We start from the raw sequence: 19518 nt of genomic DNA, 5'->3' as shown, positions 1-19518 counted from the left end.
TTCACCTACCATTCAATACTGTCTATAGTTTCAGGATTTTTATTTACAGTTACCTTTCTAATTTTGGCATCTGCAATTTCTATAACTCTATCAGCTGCGGGGGCAATTGCTTTATTATGAGTAATTACAATTACAGTAGTACCGGTAGTTCTGCTTAAATCTTTTAATAAACTTAGAACTTGTTTTCCTGTCTTGTAATCTAAGGCTCCCGTCGGCTCATCGCACATTAAAAGTTTTGGATTTTTTGCCACAGCTCTTGCTATTGAAACTCTTTGTTGCTCTCCTCCGGAAAGTTGAGAAGGAAAACTGTTCATCCTATCTTCAAGTCCTACATCTCTTAAAACTTCTTTTGGATTTTTTGCATTTTTAACAATTTGTGTTGCCAGTTCCACATTTTCTAAAGCAGTTAAATTGGGCATTAAATTATAAAATTGAAATACAAATCCCATATCATACCTTCTATAGCTAGTAAGTTCCCTTTCATTTAATTTGGTAATATCTTTACCGTCTATTAGGATACTCCCATCTGATGCCCTGTCCATTCCGCCCAAAATATTTAAAAAAGTTGATTTCCCCGCACCCGAAGGTCCGATTATAAGAGCAAATTCACCTTTTTCTATTTCAAAATTTAAATTATTATTGGCAATTATTATATTTTCACCCATTGTATATCTTTTAGATAAATTTCTAACTTCTATAAAAGCCATATGCCCTCCAAACTATATCTTTTGCTTTAAGTTCTCTATATTTATTTTTAAAAAATTACATATGAAAGGTTCAAAATACTTAACATTATCAGCTGAACCGGAATCATTATTTACATGAACTAAACCGTAGCAACCATGGATTAAAAACAATGCCATTGGATAAGCTGTATCTTCATTTAATCCCGATTCCTCAGGTATTAGTCCCTCATTTTTAGCATCCAGTAAGAATTTAGATACAGGCTCTGCAAAGGCGGTTAAAAAACATAATAACACCGTGGTTTCATAGGAGATATTCTCAGGGTTATTAAAAGCTATGTAGTAACTCCTTATTCCATCTTCAATGGATTTAAGCAAACCTTCATACTTATTTATAATTGATTTACTCTCATCTTGTAATATTATCTTTCTCTTATCCACTTCGCTTTTAATCATCTGTTTCATTGCTTCATTATAAATTTCCTGTTTAGATTCAAAATAATAATAAAACATTCCCGGATGTCCATTTACTTTCTTTAAAATATCTCGAACAGATACATTTTCATAGCCCCTTTCTTTAAATAAGTCCAGAGCTATACCTATCAATTCTTGTTTTCTAACTTCCGGTGCTTTAGATACTCTACTCAACAGAAGCCCCCCTAACTATACTTTCATTACTAGATTCTTTTTGAAAGAACATCGTTCAAATAAATAGTATCAAAGGCTTTATCCCTTGTCAATTTAATATTTTCTAAATACATTTGACTTTCAATTTGAAAGTGTATATAATGTATTTTAGATGTATACTTCTTTGACGTTATAACTTTTATAATTTGAAAGAGGTGTAAAAAAATGATTAAACCTAGACCAGAAATTGTTGATATTTTACCATATGTACCTGGAAAACCTATTGAAGATGTACAGAGAGAATATGGATTAGAGCATGTTATAAAACTTGCTTCAAATGAAAATCCTTTAGGTACTAGTGGGAAGGTAAAAGAGGCATTAATTGATTATATTAAAGGTGGCTTAAATTTATATCCTGATGGAAATTCAACTAACTTAAAAGAAAAGTTAGCACAAAAATATAATTTAAACACGGATAATTTTCTACCTACTAATGGTGGTGATGAAGCTTTAAGTTTAATTGTACAAGCATATGTTAATCCAACGGATGAAGTAATCTTAAGTGAGTTAACTTTTCCAAGGTATACACATACATCAACAATCATGGGAGCTAAACTTACCTATATCCCAATGAAAGATTTAAAATATGATTTAGACGGAATATATAATGCCATAAATGAAAACACTAAATTAATTTGGCTATGTAACCCTAATAATCCAACCGGCACTATGTTATCGGAAAAAGAAATATTGGATTTTCTAAATAAAGTTCCAGAAGATATACTAGTTGTATATGATGAAGCTTATATTGAATTTGTAGACTCTCCAAATGCAGTTAAAAATGCTTACTTATTATTTAAAGAATATCCTAATGTAATAACATTAAAAACTTTCTCCAAGATACATGGATTAGCAGGTCTTAGGATAGGATATTTAGTAGGAGAACCCGAAATATTAAATAATATGAATAAGATTCGAGACCCTTTTAATTGTAATACCCTAGCTCAAATAGCAGCTATACATGCGTTAGATGACGATGAGTTTATTAAAAAAGTATATGACAACAATATTAAGGGTAAAGAATATCTTTACAAAAATTTAAATGAATTAAATATTCCATACACTGACAGTCAAACAAATCACATTTTTATTGAAACACCTACTATAGATTCTAAAACTTTATTTGAGGAAATGCAAAAAAAAGGTGTTATTGTGAGACCTTTCGGAGAAAATTATACCAGAGTCTCAATAGGAACAGAAGCAGAAAATATAAAATTTATAGAAGCTTTAAAAGAAATACTAAATAACATATAATTTAATTTTTACATTTTTCTACTTTATCATAAATGTTCACACTACCTTAATTTAAAAACTCCACCAAGGATTTGGTGGAGTTTTTAAATTAATATGATCTATTTATGACCATTTCAAATATTCCAATTTTAATTAACCTATTTCCAAACTAGACATTGCATTACTTATTGTTCTAAATGACCAATTGATATGATTCACTAATTTTTCTTTAGCAACTTCATAATCTTGTTTTTCAATACTTTCAAGAATTTCAATATGCTGCATAGTTGTTTCTTGACCTGTATCAGTCAATATATAAGCTTGATCCTGATATCTCTCAATTTGATTTTGTATCGTACCCATTACAATTTTCACATAATTATTCTGAGAATTGTCTATTATAATATTGTGAAATCTTAAATCAAGATCTATTAACTTAGACACATCCACTTTTTCTCCCTTTTCATATAATTCTAAAACTGATAATAGTTCTTGTCTTAAATTTTCAATTTTAGTTTTGCTAATTCTTCTTATTGAGCTTTTTAATGCCAGCGCTTCAATATTTTCTCTTACTTCATAAATATCGGCTAGATCTCTTGTTGATAAACCTATTACAATGCTTCCAACACCATCTATGCACTTTACATAATTCTCAGTTTCTAATTTAGTTAATGCCTTTCTTACAGGTGTCCTACTCATATTCAATAGTTCTCCAATCCTATTCTCAGTAATTAAATCGCCATCTTTTATATCTCCAGAAATAATTTTTTCTTTTAAAAAGTCATATGCTTTACTAGATAAGGTACTTCTTTTCCTTTCAATCATCTTTACACAATCCCACCTTATTAACAAAATTTTAAAAAATTATAATATTCGTTTAATAATTAAATAAACATAAATTTCTTTAATATATTATACCCATAAAAAGAGTTGTAGTAAAATTAACAATTAATTTTACTACAACTCTTTTCCTATAAATAAAAACTGTTTAATATACAGGGTAAAGAGCTTTCTCTCCTTTTACCATATTTACCAAATTCGTTATTGCAATTTCTTTTAACTGCCCCATTGACTCTATTGATATATATGAAATATGTGGTGTAATAATAATATTTCTCTCTTTTAACATTGGATCATCCAACTTAGGTGGTTCATTTTTCAATACATCTAAAAACGCCCCTGCAATTATTTTTTCATTAACTGCTTTTATTAAGTCCTCTTCCTTTATAATTTTACCTCTTGAAGTATTAATTATATATGCTGAGTTTTTCATTAATTCAAATTCATTCATGCCTATCTTATTAGCATTGGAGTCATCACCTCTTAAATTTATACTTACATAATCCGCTCTTTTAAATCCTTCTTCCCAATCTACTTTCTCTACTCCATATTTTTCAATATCCTCTTTTGAGAAATATTCGTCATAAGCTATTACTTCTATTCCTAAACTTTTTGCCCTCTCTCCTATTACCTTTCCTATTGTGCCGAAACCTACAATCAATAGAGTTTGATTACTTAATCTATGTCTTTCTTCACCCGCTGCTGTTGCTCCCCATCTACCATCTTCTAAATCTTTATTTAGATTATTTGAATATTGAGCTATTCTCTTATTTGCATAAAACATAGATGCTAAAACATAATCAGCCAGATCCTCTGCACAATATCCTTGAACATTTGCAACCATAATTTCTTTTTCTTTGGCAGCTTCTATATCTATCCTGTCAAATCCTCCACCATAAGTTGCTATACCCTTACAATTTTCAAGCTTCTCTATTGTACTTCGTGGTATATCAACATAAACTTGTGCTAAAATACCATCTGCCTTATAACCAAACTCTTCTAAATCTTTAGCATAATCATTGCCTGAATATTTTATCTCCACTCCTGGTAATAATTTTGGCAACATTTCTTTTTCTAAGTTGTAATCTTCCCACTCTTCATCAATTATCCAAATTAACATTTCTTCCTCCTAATATTATAAAAACATCATTGTCAATGGTCTTACAAAAGTAACGCACATCAATACTACAATCAACGCCAATATAAAATACATGATTTGTTTACTAATTTCACCAATAGAAATTTTTGAAATTGATGCTGCAACAAATAAATCAATTCCATAAGGCGGAGTACAAAATCCTATAGCTAAATTCATAGTTAACATTATACCAAACGTTACAGGACTCATTCCAAAGCTCATAACGATAGGAAGTAGTATTGGTGTTAATATTATAGTTGCTGGTATGTTATCAATAAACATTCCTATTATCACTAGTAAAATATTTATAAGAAGTAATACTACTATTCCATTATCACTTAGGCTTGTAATAAACATAGCTATCTTCATTGGTATTTGTTGCATCGTTAAAAATGCTGCAAAAGCTGTTGATAACCCAACCATAAAAGTTGTTGCTCCATTTACTACTATCGCATCTCTCACTGCGTTATAAGCGCCTTTTAAATCCAGTTCTTTATATACAAAGATTCCTACAATAAATGAATATACAACTGATACTACTGCTGCTTCTGTTGGAGTAAATATTCCCGAATATATCCCACCTAGTATTATTACAGGTGAAAGGATTGCCCAAATAGCATCTTTAAAAGCTACTAAAATATCTTTAGCACTGCTTCTTTTATCACTACCCCTATATCCTCTTTTTTTAGATATTATGTAGCATACTATCATAAGTGCAACACCCATTAATATTCCCGGCAAGAAACCAGCAGTAAACATATCTGTTATTGATGTTCCTGATACAACACCATATATTACAAATGGAACACTTGGAGGTATTATTACTCCTATAGTTCCAGCTGCAGCCGTTAATGCCGCTGAAAAAGCCTTGTCATATCCTCTATCAACCATTTGCGGTATCATAAATGCTCCTACTGCTGAAACTGTTGCTACTGCTGAACCTGAAATAGCTGCAAAAAACATACATACAACTACTGTAACCATTCCTAATCCACCAGTTATATGACCAATAAAACTTTCAAAAAAATTAACTAACCGTTTTGCAATTCCGCCACTGCTCATTATATTTCCTGCTAACATAAAGAAGGGTATTGCTAGTAATGGAAACGAATCTACACCTGCTACTGCATTTTGAGCTATCATTAATGTAGGCATATCAGTAAATGTAACCATCGCTATCAAGCTAGAAATTCCTATTGCATAGCCTATTGGAACACTTAAAAATAGAAGTACAAAAAACACTCCAAATAATAATATTGCATCCATGTTATACCTCCTTGCCTTCTTCTAATTCATTATCTTCTACTACTTCAGTATTCTTAAATCCATTAAAAATATCAAATACTATTCTAATAGATACTATTAGAAAACTTATAGGAACTGAGGCATATACATATATTAGAGGTATTCTCATACCTGAAGATAAAGCATTTCTTGCATTCATTGATCCTAATAATTTAAATCCTTGATATACCATAAAAAGACTAAAGATCAGCCAAATAATATCTACCAACGTATCTATTATTTTCTTTGCTGTTTCTCCTTTAAATATTGCAAATATTAAATCTACTTTTATATGTTCATCTTTACTATATGCAATACTGGTTCCTAACCAAATTTGCCATATGAAAATATATCTAGATAATTCTTCAGACCAAGTAAGAGAAGTATTAAAGAAAGATCTCATTATTATTTGGATGAAAACGATTATTACATTTAATACTAAACTACCTACTAACAGTTTTTCTTCAAAGGAATTATATTTTTCAATGAATTTATTCATCCCTAACCTCCCTTTTTCAAATAGGTGGTTATATTCCCACCTATTATCACATTATTTATTATATTTTTCACACATTTCAAACAATTCTGCTCCAAATTGTTCTCTATATTTATCATACATTGGTTTAAGGGCCTCTTTAAATTCATTTTTTTGTTCTTCTGAAAGCCTATTAACCACTAATCCTCCTTCAGTCTCCAATTTCTCAATTGCTACTTCATTATCTTCTAATTCCATTTTTCTTTGGCTTTCAACACATTTTTTACCCTCTGCAGTTATTATCTCCTGCTGTTCAGGTGTTAAACTCTCAAATTTTGCTTTATTCATTACAAAGGCTAAAAAGTTATGAACGTGTTCATCCACACTTAAATATTCTTGAACTTCAAAGAATTTATTGGCAAATATTAAGGAAGGCGGATTTTCCTGAGCATCTACTGTTCCTTGTTGTAAACCTGTATATAACTCATTAAAACTCATTGGAGTTGGATTTGCTCCTAACGTTTTATAATAGTCTATAAAAATTGGACTCTCCATTACTCTAACTTTTACACCTTTAAGATCTTCCGGCTTTTCTATTGGTTTGTTATTTGTAGTTGTACTTCTAGGACCATTGTATGTATATCCTAAATTATGCATTCCTTGATCAGCCAATTTTTCATCAAAATATTTTCCAACATCACCATCTAGAGCGTTAAAAGCTGACTCAGAATTTTTAAATAGATAGGGCATATCTAATATTCCAAAGTCTTCTGCATATGTGGTCAATACAGATGATGAAGGCAAAGCTACATCAAGTGTACCCATTGCCACTGACTCAGTTAATTGCACGTCTCCTCCTAAAGAAGCATTAGGATAAATTTCCACAATAATATCTCCATTGGTTTGTTCTTCAACATTCTTTTTAAAGTCCAATAATGTTTTGTGAGTTGATCTATCTTCAGGCTCAACGTGACCAATTTTTATTGTAACAGCTCCTGTATTAGTTTTTGTTGTATCTGACGCTTCGTTTTGATTATTAGTTGATTTATTTCCCCCACCACAGCCAACCAAGAGTAAGCTTAACAATACTAAACTTGTTATCAAAAGGTACATTTTCTTTTTCATAGTTCTATTTCCTTTCATTGATTTTAATATTAAACAACCACATTGATTTTTTCTTCATATCGATTAATTAATCTAAAATAGTAATTTCCTCATTTGTAGCATCTAATCTTATATGGTCTCCTTCTTTTACTACCTCATAAAACTCTTTATCTACTTTATCAACAAGAGGTATTTCAAAAATTATAGCACTAGATACAAGTACCGTTTCCGGTCTTTCAACTATCATGCCTACAGGCTGTGTATTTGTCTGCATAAGTTGAAATAATCCATCTGCTTGCACAACCGAACTTCCTTTACCGCTTGGAAACATTAAAATCTTATTTGCCATACTTCTACCAGTAAAATCATGAGCTTTTTCAATCATTACTCCTGTTTCCGGCTCAATTAAATAAAACATAATATCATCTTTAGAAATAGTAACTTGCGCTTCTACACAACCTTCTGAAATCATATGGCATTTAAACACTTTGCTCATTATTTTACCTCCCCTGTAATAGCTGCGTTAACACATGTATCCAAATCTCTAATGACAAAATTTATTCCTCTTCTTTGAGGATAATATGCACATTTAGGTGACTCTGTAAGTCCTATTTTCCCCTCTAAGAACTTCCAACAATCCTGATCAGGACATGAATCCTGTACTATATGTGCTCCAGCCTCTTCTAAAACATCATTTAAACCCATTCTAATGGCCATTCTTTTAACATGTGATGATGCTAGTATATAAATTTCTTTTTTTAGTTTCTTATCTCTTACCATATTTGCTATGTGTATTATTTCTTTTAAAGTAAAATGCGGACATCCAAACATAACAAAGTCAATTTCTCTATTTCCTTCCAAAGAAATATCCTCCAATATTTCTTCAAAATCATCATCTGTTATAGTAACTTTTCTCTTAGGTTCTTTTCCTCCGAAAGCTGCCTCTAATGTAGGTGCTTCTGGCGTAAACCCGACTATATGATACATATCATAGGAGCCTGAAGTATTTAATTGAGCTCCAAGGTTTCTTAAACCTTCGGGTCCTATATGTTCAGGTAAACCAACAAATACCGGAATTCCATGACCTATTTTTTTACCACACATCCCCAACATATGATACTTGTAATCGTTATCCATAGTAGCCTTTACTTCTACAAGTATATCCCCATATCTATTTTCATCAAATAAAAGACCATATTCCGGAACATACCCTGTAATTGCAGCTAATAAAGCTGAATTTGCCCCTTCTCTATTTGACCTTGCCCCCCAAACTGCATTAGCATATGGCGTAGCACTTGACTCTGAATAAGCAATTACCTCTCCAAAATTAGGAACATTTGTATCTATATAAGGAGTACAATTATAACTCAACACTGCACCTAATGCTTTGTAAGCATCATTAGTTCTCTGCATTTTTTCATAATCTTCTGAAGAAACACGATTATCTCCTTTAAAATAACATAAGCTAAAACCCGGATTCACTGTCGCTGGAACTCTAAATTTAGCTCCCATCCCTGCCATTTTTTCTGCAAACCATCTATCAGCATCTTGATTGCATAAAGCAATGTGAGCTCTGGTTATAGGCACCATTCTTTTTGCATTAAATGATTCTCCAATAGCTACCTGAACTTTCATTGCCAGTTGGGGACCTTCCCCATATTTCCCATCTAACATATCTTGTTGATGTTTGTTTAATTCCATTAAAAAACCTCCTTATAAATATATTTTAGATGTATACTTCTTGTATACTAAATAATATCTCACTATCATATTAAAGTCAAGAAGAATATAAATAAAAATTACAAATCCTTTACGTCAAACATTTATTACATTTATAATTGGAATGATATAGATTGAAAATAAATAAATATATATTCGTATTCATATTTTATTTACATATTTAAGTAATTTTTTTTATATTTTAGAAATTATTATCACATTTGTAACAGGCATTACTGGTGATACTCCTGTATTTAATATCATGTCTATATTTTATCTAGTATAGGAAGTAACATGGAAATAGCTTTTCATATATTTTATTAAGTTCTAGAGAAGTTCAAAAAAGGTAATAGTCATTCTTATTGATATAGGTATGATTGCTGATTTATTAATAGGCATTTTTATTTTTTATAATAAATCTAGAAAATATGAAAATATAGAACATAGATATAAAACAATTGAAGGTCCTAATAAACTAGGAAAACCTCAAATCAGCACTTTGCTTGGTACTACAAATTCTATGATTATCCAACTAATTTTTAATTTTTTAACCTAAGAAGCATTGTAGGATCATTAATTATGTCACTTTTTGATTCTAAGATTATTAAATCTACTGTAATGATTTTAATAAAGTATGGGAATCGGTACAACACTTGGAATCTCCCTAATATTAGAGTACTTTGTGTTCCACTCCGCATAAGTTTGAGTTATTCTATCCCTACAACTGCTTGTGTTATCTGTGTAGCAACGATATAGTCATGTAAGTTATCCTACTTCTGACAATACACTTCTAGAAAGTTCCAGACTAAATGCTAACGATCAACATAATAATATTAGAGATTATTCTGTTCCTACTTTAATAGCATATTACATACCTATTTTTTAGGTGTTATTACATCAAGAATAATTCTATAAATTTCTTAAAAAATATGGTATTATATACTAAATGAATGTTGTTATCATTATAAAATATATTTGGAGGTATATTATGGAAAAGACTTTAAAAATAGATGGTATGACTTGTGAACATTGCTCAGCTAGAGTAAAGGATGCTCTTGAAGCTTTAGATAATGTTGAATCTGTAAAAGTTTCACTTTTTAAAAATAAGGCTGTTGTTCAGGGCGAAAATTTAGATGAGTCCACACTTAAATCAGCAGTTGAAAATAGCGGATATAAAGTTACTTCTATAGATTAAATTTATATTTAAACAAAAAATCTTGTTCAGAAAAACTACTGAACAAGATTTTTAATTTTTTGAAATTATTTATTATTTTTCACTATAGCGTAAACTTAATAGTGATTTAATAATTGGAATAACCAGTAATAGGAAACATACGGTTAATAAAACTATTGAAATAGGAGAACCAAACATTTGTACAACATTTCCGTTTGCTATTACAGCAGCCTTTCTCAAGGCAGATTCACACATAGTTCCCAATACCAATCCCAATATTAAAGCTGAAGCCGAGAATTTCAAATATGAAAATACAAATCCGATAACTCCTGCTATTACCATTAGTTTAACGTCGCCAGTTCCATTCTTTACAGCATAAGAACCAATTGTTGCTAACATTATTATTACAGGTCCTAAAATTGAATATGGAATGGATAAAATTTTAGCAAATATTTTAGCTACAAAAATTGATATTAAAACCATTAAAATATTTGTAACTATCATTGAAGCAAATACGCTTGAAAGATATTCAGGTTGATTTTTCAAAAGTAATGGCCCTAATTGAACACCTTTCATTACAAGCGCAGACATCATTATAGCCGCCGCATTTCCCCCAGGAATTCCCAATGATAATAGCGGTACCATTGAGCCTCCTGTTGCAGCGTTATTAGCAGTTTCCGAAGCTGCCACTCCATCAATTATACCGGTACCAAATTTTTCAGGATGTTTTGATAATTTAGTTTCTGTAGTATAGGATAGAAATGATGCAATCGTCGCTCCTGCTCCGGGCAATATTCCAACAATAGTTCCTAGTATAGAACTTCTAAGCATTACCCACTTAATTGATAAAAATTCTTTTATTGACGGAAATACAGTCTTAGTACTTGCCTTATTTAAATCTTCGTCTTTTTTTTCTTTAATAACTGTATTTTTTAAAACTTCAGTTATTGCAAACATACCTATCATTACAGGTATCATTTCAACTCCTGAAACTAAAGTTTCAGTTCCAAAGGTAAACCTCGGCACTCCCAACATTGGATCCAATCCAATAGTCGAAAGCCACAGTCCTGTTAATCCCGCAATAACAGTCTTAATTATATTCCCTGAATCCAAAGCCGTTAAAACCGATAGACCTAAAAATGAAACTGCAAATATTTCACCAGGTCCAAATTTCAAAGCCATTGCCGATAATTGAGGCGATACTAAAGCCATAGCAAAAGCTGCAACTAATCCTCCAAATGCCGAACAAACCAATGAAACTCCTAAGGCCTTGCCCGCTTCACCTCTAGCTGCCATAGGATATCCATCAAAAGTCGTAGGGGCATTTGACGGTGTACCAGGTATTTTAAACAGTATGGCAGTAATTCCGCCGCCTGTTATTGATGCACAATAAACTGCCACTAAAAACGCTATTGCTACAACGCCGTTTAATGAGTAGGCAAAAGGCAAAGCCAATGCCACTGCCATTGAAGCACTTACTCCAGGCATTGCACCAAAAATTACTCCCAGAACAGTACCCGCAAATATTAATAGAAATGTACTTGGAGCGAATACTATCTGAAATCCTTGAATTAAAAGTGAAAACATTTATACCCCTCCTTAAATCATTTCTAATAAAATAGCAAATTCTCTAAACGGTCCTATTCCCCTAGGTAAAATAATGGAAAGTCCTTTTGAAAATATGAAAAACAGTAAAAATGTTGCTATTAAAGAAATTACAAATAATTTCAAATATTTCTTCTCGCCTAATAGTACTCCATAGGAGAACAGAAGTAGTAAAGTAGTAGGAACAAATCCTAGGAAGTCTAATAGTACAGACATTACTGCTATAATAATAATTCCTATAAAAATTCTACTTTTAAAGAAAGAAGTTACCATAGACATTTCAAAATTTAAGTAAACACCATGTTCTTTTTTATTTTTCTTTGCTACATTAATCATGTTTACGGCTAATGAAAATAGTAAGAGTACTAATATGATTTGAGGCCATAGGGCGGCCCCAATCACATCTGAACCCGGTAGATTATCTAATCTACCAACGTCAATTAAACAGTAACCGAAAAACAGAAATAATATAATGTTAAAAATCATTTCCATAAGTATTAATTCACTCCTTTTTAAGAGACTATGAACCTAAAGCCTCTTTAAGTCCTTCATACTCTTCTGCCCACCAAGTTTTATAATCTTCGTGGTTTAAATATCCAGGTCTTTGATCCAATCCCTGTGAAGCAGCCCATGATTTAAACTCTTCAGTAGCAACTGCTTTTTTAGCTGCAGCATCGAAGGCATCTATAACTTCTTGTGGTGTTCCTTCCACTGCAAAAATTCCTCTTGCCGGGCCATAGAAGGCATCAATACCCAATTCTCCCGTACATTGAACATCTTTTAACTCTTCAGTTGTAAGTCTTTCTTCAGCACATACTGCCAATACCTTAATATCTTCCGATTGAATCAATCCCATAACTTCCGCAGGTCCTACTACAGCTATTGGAAGGTGACCACCCATTACGTCAGCGTTCATTTGTGCTCCTTCTGAATATGCAACAGGTTCTACCTTATCTCCAAATACAAGTTTTACTATAGCTCCATCAAGACCGGTAATTGACATACATCCGGCTTTAATAGCTCCAGGATTTTCCTCAACATATGCTAAAAGTTCTTCTAAGTTTTGATAAGGTGAATTTTTTCCTGCAATAATTATATTAACATCGTGAACTAAACGTGATACAGGAATGGTCTTTTCATATACAGGTACATCAGTAACTCCTGTTATCTCCGCCAACATTGGAGATTGTGTGCTTAGTAACCAGGTATATCCGTCTGCAGGCTGTTTAATAGCAAAATCCACACCCGTAACTCCTCCTGCACCTTCCTTATTGTTAATAACTACAGGTACATTTAATTCCTTCTCTAATTCAGAAGCAAATGTTCTTAATGTAGTATCAGCTCCTCCTCCAGCGCCCCACGGACAAATTATTTCAATTCTTCTTTCAAATTCCCACGCACCAGTATCTGCATCAGCCGTATTTGTAGCGGCATTATTACCCTTATTTCCACCTGAATTTCCACATCCTACTAACAACGCACCAACTAACACTAATGTACTGATTAAACTAATTCTTTTCTTCATTTTCTTTTTCATGTTTACTCCTCCTCATTTTGTTAATTATCATTATAATAATTTATTAATGAACCCTTTTTTAAAATTTCCTTTTCAACCTCTGTTAAATTTCCAACTCCCAAAATAATTCTTTTTACTTTATTGGAAATAATATAGGCTTCTATGGATTTCTTGTTGTTCTTTATAGCTTTTAAAATGTCAGGCACATATACATAATCACCTATATTCATTTCTGGTATCTCCTTTACTATAAAAGGAATAATTCCCCAATTAATTAAATTAGAACGATACCTTTTAGTTGCATAATCTAACGCAAAGTTAGCAACACCCCCCAATACTCTTTGACTACTAGCTGCCTGTTCTCTAGCTGAACCATCCCCCGGTCTATTGGCATAAATTCCACTTCCATAAGTTAGGCTTTTAAAATCAATATCATATTTTATACTTACATTTTTTTCAAAAAAGTCTAATTTTTCTAATAATTCTATAAAATCCTGACTTTCTTTATTATTTAATGTTTCAGCTATTTTTTTTGCCCTTTCAACATAACCGGGATCTTTTCTTGATAATGTAAATTCTGCTAATTTAAAAGGATTAGATCTATATGAAGATGTTTCTCCCGATGGAATTAATTCATCGGTGGTCGTAACATCATCGGTAATAAAAGAAGCTATTTTTACCAACAGATCTCTTTTAAGCGGCTGAAATTCAGGCCAATCTTTAATATTTGGACCTAAGATTAGTTCACTACTAGGGTCCTCTTTTCCAAATCCGTTGAAAACTCTTGCTTTATAGGAAGAATTATCATAAATATGCTCCCTTTCCTCAAAAGAGAAGTCCAGAGATTCCGCTGAAGATAGAACACCTTCATTTACAACTGTTGCTGCAATACTTTTTGAATCCATTAAGGCAACGTAGGATAATTGCCCTTCTGAAGGTTTGGAACCTTCTCTGTTAGGAAAATTCCTAGTCGTATGTCTTATGGAAAAACCTCCATTTTGAGGAACGTCTCCTGCACCGAAACACGGTCCGCAAAAGGCGCTTCTCATAGTTACTCCTGATTTCATTAAATCAGAAACTATTCCCTTATTTACAAGGTCTAAATAAATAGGCTGACTTGCAGGATAAACACTCATCGTCAATCCTTTTGAACCTACAAACTTTCCATTTAAAATATCTCTTACTGCAGCAATGTTTTCAAAACTTCCACCTGCACATCCTGCAACTACAGCCTGATCCACTTCAAGCTGCCCTCTTTCATTTATAGATTTTTTTAAATTTATTTCAAGATTTGAAGAGGAATAAATTTCTTTTGCATTTTTTTCAATAAGTTGAATTATGTCTTCAGTATTTTCTTTAAATTCTTCAATGGAATATACGTTACTTGGATGAAAAGGAACAGCAATCATAGGTTTAATTTCATCTAAGTTTATTTCCAAAGCTCTATCATAATAGGCTTTTTCTTCCGGTTCCATATAGAGGTAATCATCTTTTCTTCCGTGGTCTTCCAAATATTTTTTAACTTTATCGTCTGTTTGCCAAATCGTACTTAAACATGTAGTTTCAGTGGACATAACGTCTATGCCATTACGAAACTCCACAGATAAATTATCTATTCCATCTCCTATAAACTCCATTATGGAATTTTTAACAAATTTATTTTCAAATACCTCTTTGATAATAGTTAGAGCAACATCCATCGGTCCAACAAAATCCTTTGGTTTTCCTCTTAAAACAACGGCTACAACCTCAGGATAATCTATGTCATAGGTATAACCTAAAAGCTGTTTTACTAATTCTCCTCCACCTTCACCAATAGCCATAGTCCCCAAAGCCCCATATCTTGTGTGGCTATCAGAACCTAAAATCATTTTTCCACCGCCGGCCATTTCCTCTCTCATATACTGGTGAATAACAGCTTGGTGAGCCGGAACACAAATTCCTCCGTATTTTTTTGCTGCTGAAAGAGCAAATACGTGATCATCTTCATTTATCGTCCCTCCTGTAGCATTTAAACTGTTATGACAATTAGTCAATACATAGGGAATTGAAAATCTTTTTAAACCACTTGCTCGAGCAGTCTGTATAATATTTACATATGTAATGTCATGGGAAGTTAAATAATCAAATTTAAGTTTTAAATGAGTTTCATCTTTAGATTTATTGTGATTATTTAAAATTTTGTAGGACATCGTTTTCTTCCGGCCAGATTTTATTGTGTCAGTATCTGAAGTTTTTTTGAGGTCTCCATTCTCCCAACAAACTCCATGGTCAAAAACTTTCATACTTACCTCCTATTATTAAATTTTAATAGCTTAAATCTTTAGAAATTTCTACAATAATTCGCAGTGTTAATTGAATTGATTAAAAAGTATAGTTGAAAAAGTTAAAATTCATTTTACATATCGTTTACAATAATTTACATATAATTTACTTTCTATTATTAATATACCTCATTTTTGAGAACTGAAGTGTTTTTTTGATGTGTTCCAATGTTTTTCCTCTGTCTTTCCCAAGCTACTATGTTAAATCAGGACTTTAAACTTAGTCTTTTTGAAATGGTTCCTATTTTTTGGTATACTTAAACGTGTATATTTAACACTTAAAGTTATTGCACTTGAATTTTAAGAAAGGAAATAACTATGATTGAATTTAAAAATGTTTCAAAGGTCTATCCCGGAAACCAAATTGCCTGTGAAGATGTGAGTATTAAAATTGAAAAGGGTGAATTTGTTTGTTTCATAGGTACCTCCGGTTCGGGAAAGACCACATGTATGAGAATGATTAACAGAATGAATGAGCCCACAAGTGGCGAATTAATTATTGATGGAAATAATATTATGTCATTAAATCCGGTGGACTTAAGAAGGAAAATAGGCTATGTAATCCAGCAAATCGGACTTATGCCTCATATGACCATTTACGACAATATTGTAATGGTTCCCAGACTTTTAAAATGGGATGAAGAAAAACTAAGACCTTTAGCTGAAGGCCTTATAGAGAAAGTGGATTTACCCGTGGATTATTTGGAAAAATATCCTTCAGAACTATCGGGTGGACAACAGCAGAGAATCGGAGTGCTAAGAGCTCTTGCGGCAGATCAGGACATTATTTTAATGGACGAGCCCTTTGGAGCGCTGGACCCAATAACTAGAGACTCACTGCAAAAGCTGGTAAAAAAACTTCAATATGAGTTGGGAAAGACTATAGTCTTTGTAACTCATGATATTAACGAAGCACTTACTCTAGGAGATAAAATTGTAATAATGGACAAAGGTCATGTAATCCAATATGATACTCCTGAAAATATTTTAAAGTATCCGGCAAATGATTATGTGAAGAACTTACTGGGAGAAGAAAAATTAAATGAAGCTAAAACTTCCTATAATACCGTTGAAACCATAATGATTAAAAATCCTGTCTCTATTGAAGAGGATAAGACTGCCTATGAGGCAATTAATCTTATGAGAGAAAAGCGTGTAGATACTCTTTTTATAACTGACAAGGACAGCTATTTAAAAGGAGTTGTAGGTATATTTGACCTTGGAAAAGTCGGAAGAAGAAATCCGCAAATGAGAGATATTATGACAGAAGCAGTATCAATTCCAAATGATACTAAAATCATTGAGGCCATTCATCAGTTTTATGTTTTAAAAGTTAAAAACTTGCCTGTGGTTAATGATGAAAATAAATTAGTTGGAATTGTAACAAGAGCTTCTATTGTAGACATTATATATACTAATATCTGGAGTGAAGATGATGATTCAGAAGATATTCACGATGATTTTTCCGATGTAGTGGAATTGTTAAATGAGGCAGAAGGTGATTCTAATGCTTAATTTCTTATTGGAAAACTATATGAAAATAATAAGCAAATCAGGCGAACACCTTTTTATTGCAGCTATAGCTTTAGTTTTAGGCGTAGTAGTTGCCGTCCCTATTGGAATTGCAATTTCTAAATCTAAAATTGCTTCAAAGGTAGTAATGACTATAGCTTCCGTACTGCAAACAATCCCCTCCTTTGCACTTTTGTCAATTATGACCATTATTGGAGTTGGAAAACTGCCTGCTGTAATTGCATTGTTTATTTACTCCCTGCTTCCAATTTTAAGGAATACCTATCTTGGAATTGTTGGAGTAGATGCAAATACTGTTGATGCTGCTAAGGGAATGGGTATGACTGAAAGACAGGTACTGTTTGAGGTGAAAATTCCAATGGCCATGCCTGTTATTATGAGTGGGATTAGACTGTCTGCAGTCTATGTAATAGCTTGGACTACTTTAGCTTCTTATATTGGAGCAGGCGGATTGGGAGATTTTATATTTACAGGTCTGCAAAACTATATACCTCCAATGATTATTTGGGGTACTATACCTGTAACTTTAATGGCGCTTCTCTGCGACTTTTTCCTTGGAAAATTAGAAGCCCGAATGTCTCCTTATAAAAAGTCAGGAGGCGATGTAGTTGAAGCTTAAAAAAGCGATTTTAATTATACTTTGTGCAGTATTACTTACAAGTTGTACTTTCCCCGGACTTGGCGGAGATGTCAAGAAAGATGTGGTAATCGCATCAGGGAATACTACTGAAAGACAAGTACTTGCTGAAATTTTAAAGCAGATGACAGAACATCATACTGATTTAAATGTCAGTTTAATAAACAATTTAGGTTCCACAACTCTTATTCATACTGCAATGTTAAAAAACGAAGTCAATGTAAGTAGCGGTATGTATACGGGAACTTCCCTTACGGGTGAACTTGCCTTGGAGCCTGTAAAGGATCCTAAAGAGGCCCTTGAAATCTGTAAGGAAGAATATTTAAGCAGATATAATAGAATATGGTACGATTCCTATGGTTTTGAAAATACCTACGCCTTTATGGTTTCCAGAAAGTTTGCAGAGGAAAATAACATTAAAACTGTTTCCGATCTTGAAGCTTTAAAGGACTCTATTAAAGTTGGAGTCGATATTTCCTGGATGGATAGAAAGGGAGATGGATATGAAGATTTTAAAAAAATTTATAACTTTTCCTTTAATAAAATCTATCCTATGGAAATAGGCCTTGTATACTCTGCCATTAACAATGGAGAGATGGATGTAGTTTTAGGATACTCCACTGACGGCAGAATTAATTCTTACGATTTGGTTCTGTTGGAAGATGATAAAATGCTTTTTCCTGCATACGACTGCTCTCCCGTTGCATCAAAGACATTAATAGAAAATCATCCTGAGTTAGATAAGATATTTAAAGTGCTATCTAATAAGATTTCTTCAGAAGATATGCAAAAAATGAACAGGGAAGGCGATGAAGATTTAGTTGAGCCTAAAATAATCGCCAAGGAGTTCCTAGAGGAAAAGAATTATTTTGAAAATGAGGTGAATTTATGATTAAGGATATGATCACCTATTATTCCATAAACAGTTCCTATGTTATGGAGCAGTTTGTAAGACATTTTTTAATATCCATTTATGGAGTTTTAATTGCAGCTATTGTAGGAATACCCCTCGGGTTTTTTATATCTAAAAGGTACAAGCTTTCCAATACTATAATAGGATTTGCCAATGTACTTCAGACTATTCCTTCCCTTGCACTGCTGGCAATATTAATGCTTGCCATGGGTATAGGCTCAAATACCGTAATTATGGCTGTGTTTTTATATAGCTTGCTACCGATTTTAAAAAACACTACTACAGGTATAAATTCCATAAGCCCCGACATTATTGATGCAGCTCAAGGAATGGGAATGACTAGGATGCAAAGCATTGTTAAAGTTGAACTTCCTCTATGTCTTTCAGTAATTATGGGAGGAATTAGAAATGCACTGGTAGTTGCCATAGGAGTTACTGCAATAGGTACTTTTATTGGAGCAGGAGGTCTTGGAGATATTATTTCAAGAGGCGTAAACGTAGCTCACGGATATGCCATAATATTGGCAGGAGCTTTACCAACGGCACTAATGGCAATAATGTCAGATCTTCTACTTGGATATTTAGAAAAGAAATTAATGCCTAATACAGGTTATAAAATTAAAGAATAAAAATAGCCCCCAACTGTAAAGAAG

19 protein-coding genes are annotated in these 19518 nt (G+C 32.4%); 6 read left to right on the top strand and 13 right to left on the bottom strand.

Annotated elements, in window-relative coordinates; all coding sequences use genetic code 11:
• Positions 1 to 5 precede the first annotated feature (5 nt).
• Positions 6 to 707 carry an ABC transporter ATP-binding protein gene (locus tag EF514_RS06325; protein WP_127724590.1) on the bottom strand — a complete coding sequence of 234 codons (702 nt, stop codon included), beginning with the start codon at positions 705 to 707 and terminating at the stop codon, positions 6 to 8.
• Positions 708 to 719: 12 nt separating this feature from the next.
• Complete coding sequence (locus EF514_RS06320; protein ID WP_240649021.1) at positions 720 to 1331, bottom strand: TetR/AcrR family transcriptional regulator; 612 nt, start codon at positions 1329 to 1331, stop codon at positions 720 to 722.
• 204 nt (positions 1332 to 1535) lie between these two features.
• On the opposite strand from EF514_RS06320, the gene hisC reads away from it, so the two are divergent.
• The gene (hisC, locus tag EF514_RS06315) at positions 1536 to 2624 is read left to right on the top strand and encodes a histidinol-phosphate transaminase (protein WP_127724588.1); all 1089 of its coding nucleotides are present in this window, start codon (positions 1536 to 1538) and stop codon (positions 2622 to 2624) included.
• A gap of 132 nt (positions 2625 to 2756) precedes the next feature.
• Here hisC and EF514_RS06310 read toward each other — a convergent pair whose 3' ends face one another.
• The 7 genes from EF514_RS06310 to EF514_RS06280 form a co-directional block, all read right to left on the bottom strand.
• Entirely contained in the window at positions 2757 to 3428 is a 672-nt protein-coding gene (locus EF514_RS06310) for a GntR family transcriptional regulator (protein WP_127724587.1), read from the bottom strand.
• Positions 3429 to 3591: 163 nt separating this feature from the next.
• Positions 3592 to 4563, bottom strand: coding sequence for a C-terminal binding protein (locus tag EF514_RS06305; protein ID WP_127724586.1), 972 nt, complete (start codon positions 4561 to 4563; stop codon positions 3592 to 3594).
• A gap of 15 nt (positions 4564 to 4578) precedes the next feature.
• Entirely contained in the window at positions 4579 to 5847 is a 1269-nt protein-coding gene (locus tag EF514_RS06300) for a TRAP transporter large permease (RefSeq protein ID WP_127724585.1), read from the bottom strand.
• A gap of 1 nt (position 5848) precedes the next feature.
• The gene (locus EF514_RS06295) at positions 5849 to 6364 is read right to left on the bottom strand and encodes a TRAP transporter small permease (protein WP_127724584.1); all 516 of its coding nucleotides are present in this window, start codon (positions 6362 to 6364) and stop codon (positions 5849 to 5851) included.
• Between the two features lie 51 nt (positions 6365 to 6415).
• Positions 6416 to 7465, bottom strand: a complete 1050-nt coding sequence (locus EF514_RS06290) for a TRAP transporter substrate-binding protein (protein ID WP_127724583.1) — start codon at positions 7463 to 7465, stop codon at positions 6416 to 6418.
• 67 nt (positions 7466 to 7532) lie between these two features.
• Positions 7533 to 7940, bottom strand: coding sequence for an aconitase X swivel domain-containing protein (locus EF514_RS06285; protein WP_127724582.1), 408 nt, complete (start codon positions 7938 to 7940; stop codon positions 7533 to 7535).
• Complete coding sequence (locus EF514_RS06280) at positions 7940 to 9145, bottom strand: aconitase X catalytic domain-containing protein (protein WP_127724581.1); 1206 nt, start codon at positions 9143 to 9145, stop codon at positions 7940 to 7942. Before EF514_RS06280 ends, EF514_RS06285 begins: the two co-directional genes overlap by 1 nt.
• A gap of 1006 nt (positions 9146 to 10151) precedes the next feature.
• Between EF514_RS06280 and EF514_RS06270 the strand changes: the two genes are divergently transcribed.
• Positions 10152 to 10358, top strand: coding sequence for a heavy-metal-associated domain-containing protein (locus tag EF514_RS06270; protein WP_127724579.1), 207 nt, complete (start codon positions 10152 to 10154; stop codon positions 10356 to 10358).
• A 72-nt stretch (positions 10359 to 10430) separates the two neighbouring features.
• On the opposite strand, the gene EF514_RS06265 is transcribed toward EF514_RS06270, so the two are convergent.
• From EF514_RS06265 to EF514_RS06250, 4 genes are read right to left on the bottom strand one after another with little or no spacing between them, the layout of a single operon-like run.
• Positions 10431 to 11924, bottom strand: coding sequence for a tripartite tricarboxylate transporter permease (locus tag EF514_RS06265; protein WP_127724578.1), 1494 nt, complete (start codon positions 11922 to 11924; stop codon positions 10431 to 10433).
• Between the two features lie 12 nt (positions 11925 to 11936).
• Positions 11937 to 12428, bottom strand: a complete 492-nt coding sequence (locus EF514_RS06260; RefSeq protein WP_164845559.1) for a tripartite tricarboxylate transporter TctB family protein — start codon at positions 12426 to 12428, stop codon at positions 11937 to 11939.
• Between the two features lie 34 nt (positions 12429 to 12462).
• On the bottom strand, positions 12463 to 13479 hold the full coding sequence (locus EF514_RS06255) for a tripartite tricarboxylate transporter substrate binding protein (RefSeq protein ID WP_127724576.1): 1017 nt from the start codon (positions 13477 to 13479) through the stop codon (positions 12463 to 12465).
• Between the two features lie 20 nt (positions 13480 to 13499).
• Positions 13500 to 15743: a hydratase gene (locus EF514_RS06250; protein WP_127724575.1), complete on the bottom strand. Its 2244-nt coding sequence runs from the start codon at positions 15741 to 15743 to the stop codon at positions 13500 to 13502.
• Positions 15744 to 16100: 357 nt separating this feature from the next.
• On the opposite strand from EF514_RS06250, the gene EF514_RS06245 reads away from it, so the two are divergent.
• The 4 genes from EF514_RS06245 to EF514_RS06230 are packed head-to-tail and all read left to right on the top strand — an operon-like array spanning position 16101 to position 19494.
• The gene (locus tag EF514_RS06245) at positions 16101 to 17297 is read left to right on the top strand and encodes an ABC transporter ATP-binding protein (protein ID WP_127724574.1); all 1197 of its coding nucleotides are present in this window, start codon (positions 16101 to 16103) and stop codon (positions 17295 to 17297) included.
• The gene (locus EF514_RS06240) at positions 17290 to 17934 is read left to right on the top strand and encodes an ABC transporter permease (protein WP_127724573.1); all 645 of its coding nucleotides are present in this window, start codon (positions 17290 to 17292) and stop codon (positions 17932 to 17934) included. The genes EF514_RS06245 and EF514_RS06240 overlap by 8 nt, the downstream gene beginning before the upstream one ends.
• Positions 17924 to 18844 carry an osmoprotectant ABC transporter substrate-binding protein gene (locus tag EF514_RS06235; RefSeq protein WP_127724572.1) on the top strand — a complete coding sequence of 307 codons (921 nt, stop codon included), beginning with the start codon at positions 17924 to 17926 and terminating at the stop codon, positions 18842 to 18844. The genes EF514_RS06240 and EF514_RS06235 overlap by 11 nt, the downstream gene beginning before the upstream one ends.
• Positions 18841 to 19494 (top strand): ABC transporter permease, encoded by a 654-nt coding sequence (locus EF514_RS06230; protein WP_127724571.1) that lies wholly within the window; start codon positions 18841 to 18843, stop codon positions 19492 to 19494. Before EF514_RS06235 ends, EF514_RS06230 begins: the two co-directional genes overlap by 4 nt.
• Positions 19495 to 19518 lie beyond the last annotated feature (24 nt).

It is taken from the genome of Anaerosphaera multitolerans, from assembly GCF_004006535.1.
GTDB lineage: Bacteria > Bacillota > Clostridia > Tissierellales > Peptoniphilaceae > Anaerosphaera > Anaerosphaera multitolerans.
This window is presented reverse-complemented; position numbering and strand designations above follow the sequence as displayed.

Coding starts and splice junctions, on each gene's coding strand:
- EF514_RS06325 (WP_127724590.1), bottom strand. CDS start 707: ATGGCTTTTATAGAAGTTAGAAATTTATCTAAAAGATATACAATGGGT.
- hisC (WP_127724588.1), top strand. CDS start 1,536: ATGATTAAACCTAGACCAGAAATTGTTGATATTTTACCATATGTACCT.
- EF514_RS06310 (WP_127724587.1), bottom strand. CDS start 3,428: ATGATTGAAAGGAAAAGAAGTACCTTATCTAGTAAAGCATATGACTTT.
- EF514_RS06305 (WP_127724586.1), bottom strand. CDS start 4,563: ATGTTAATTTGGATAATTGATGAAGAGTGGGAAGATTACAACTTAGAA.
- EF514_RS06300 (WP_127724585.1), bottom strand. CDS start 5,847: ATGGATGCAATATTATTATTTGGAGTGTTTTTTGTACTTCTATTTTTA.
- EF514_RS06295 (WP_127724584.1), bottom strand. CDS start 6,364: ATGAATAAATTCATTGAAAAATATAATTCCTTTGAAGAAAAACTGTTA.
- EF514_RS06290 (WP_127724583.1), bottom strand. CDS start 7,465: ATGAAAAAGAAAATGTACCTTTTGATAACAAGTTTAGTATTGTTAAGC.
- EF514_RS06285 (WP_127724582.1), bottom strand. CDS start 7,940: ATGAGCAAAGTGTTTAAATGCCATATGATTTCAGAAGGTTGTGTAGAA.
- EF514_RS06280 (WP_127724581.1), bottom strand. CDS start 9,145: ATGGAATTAAACAAACATCAACAAGATATGTTAGATGGGAAATATGGG.
- EF514_RS06270 (WP_127724579.1), top strand. CDS start 10,152: ATGGAAAAGACTTTAAAAATAGATGGTATGACTTGTGAACATTGCTCA.
- EF514_RS06265 (WP_127724578.1), bottom strand. CDS start 11,924: ATGTTTTCACTTTTAATTCAAGGATTTCAGATAGTATTCGCTCCAAGT.
- EF514_RS06260 (WP_164845559.1), bottom strand. CDS start 12,428: ATGATTTTTAACATTATATTATTTCTGTTTTTCGGTTACTGTTTAATT.
- EF514_RS06255 (WP_127724576.1), bottom strand. CDS start 13,479: ATGAAAAAGAAAATGAAGAAAAGAATTAGTTTAATCAGTACATTAGTG.
- EF514_RS06250 (WP_127724575.1), bottom strand. CDS start 15,743: ATGAAAGTTTTTGACCATGGAGTTTGTTGGGAGAATGGAGACCTCAAA.
- EF514_RS06245 (WP_127724574.1), top strand. CDS start 16,101: ATGATTGAATTTAAAAATGTTTCAAAGGTCTATCCCGGAAACCAAATT.
- EF514_RS06240 (WP_127724573.1), top strand. CDS start 17,290: ATGCTTAATTTCTTATTGGAAAACTATATGAAAATAATAAGCAAATCA.
- EF514_RS06230 (WP_127724571.1), top strand. CDS start 18,841: ATGATTAAGGATATGATCACCTATTATTCCATAAACAGTTCCTATGTT.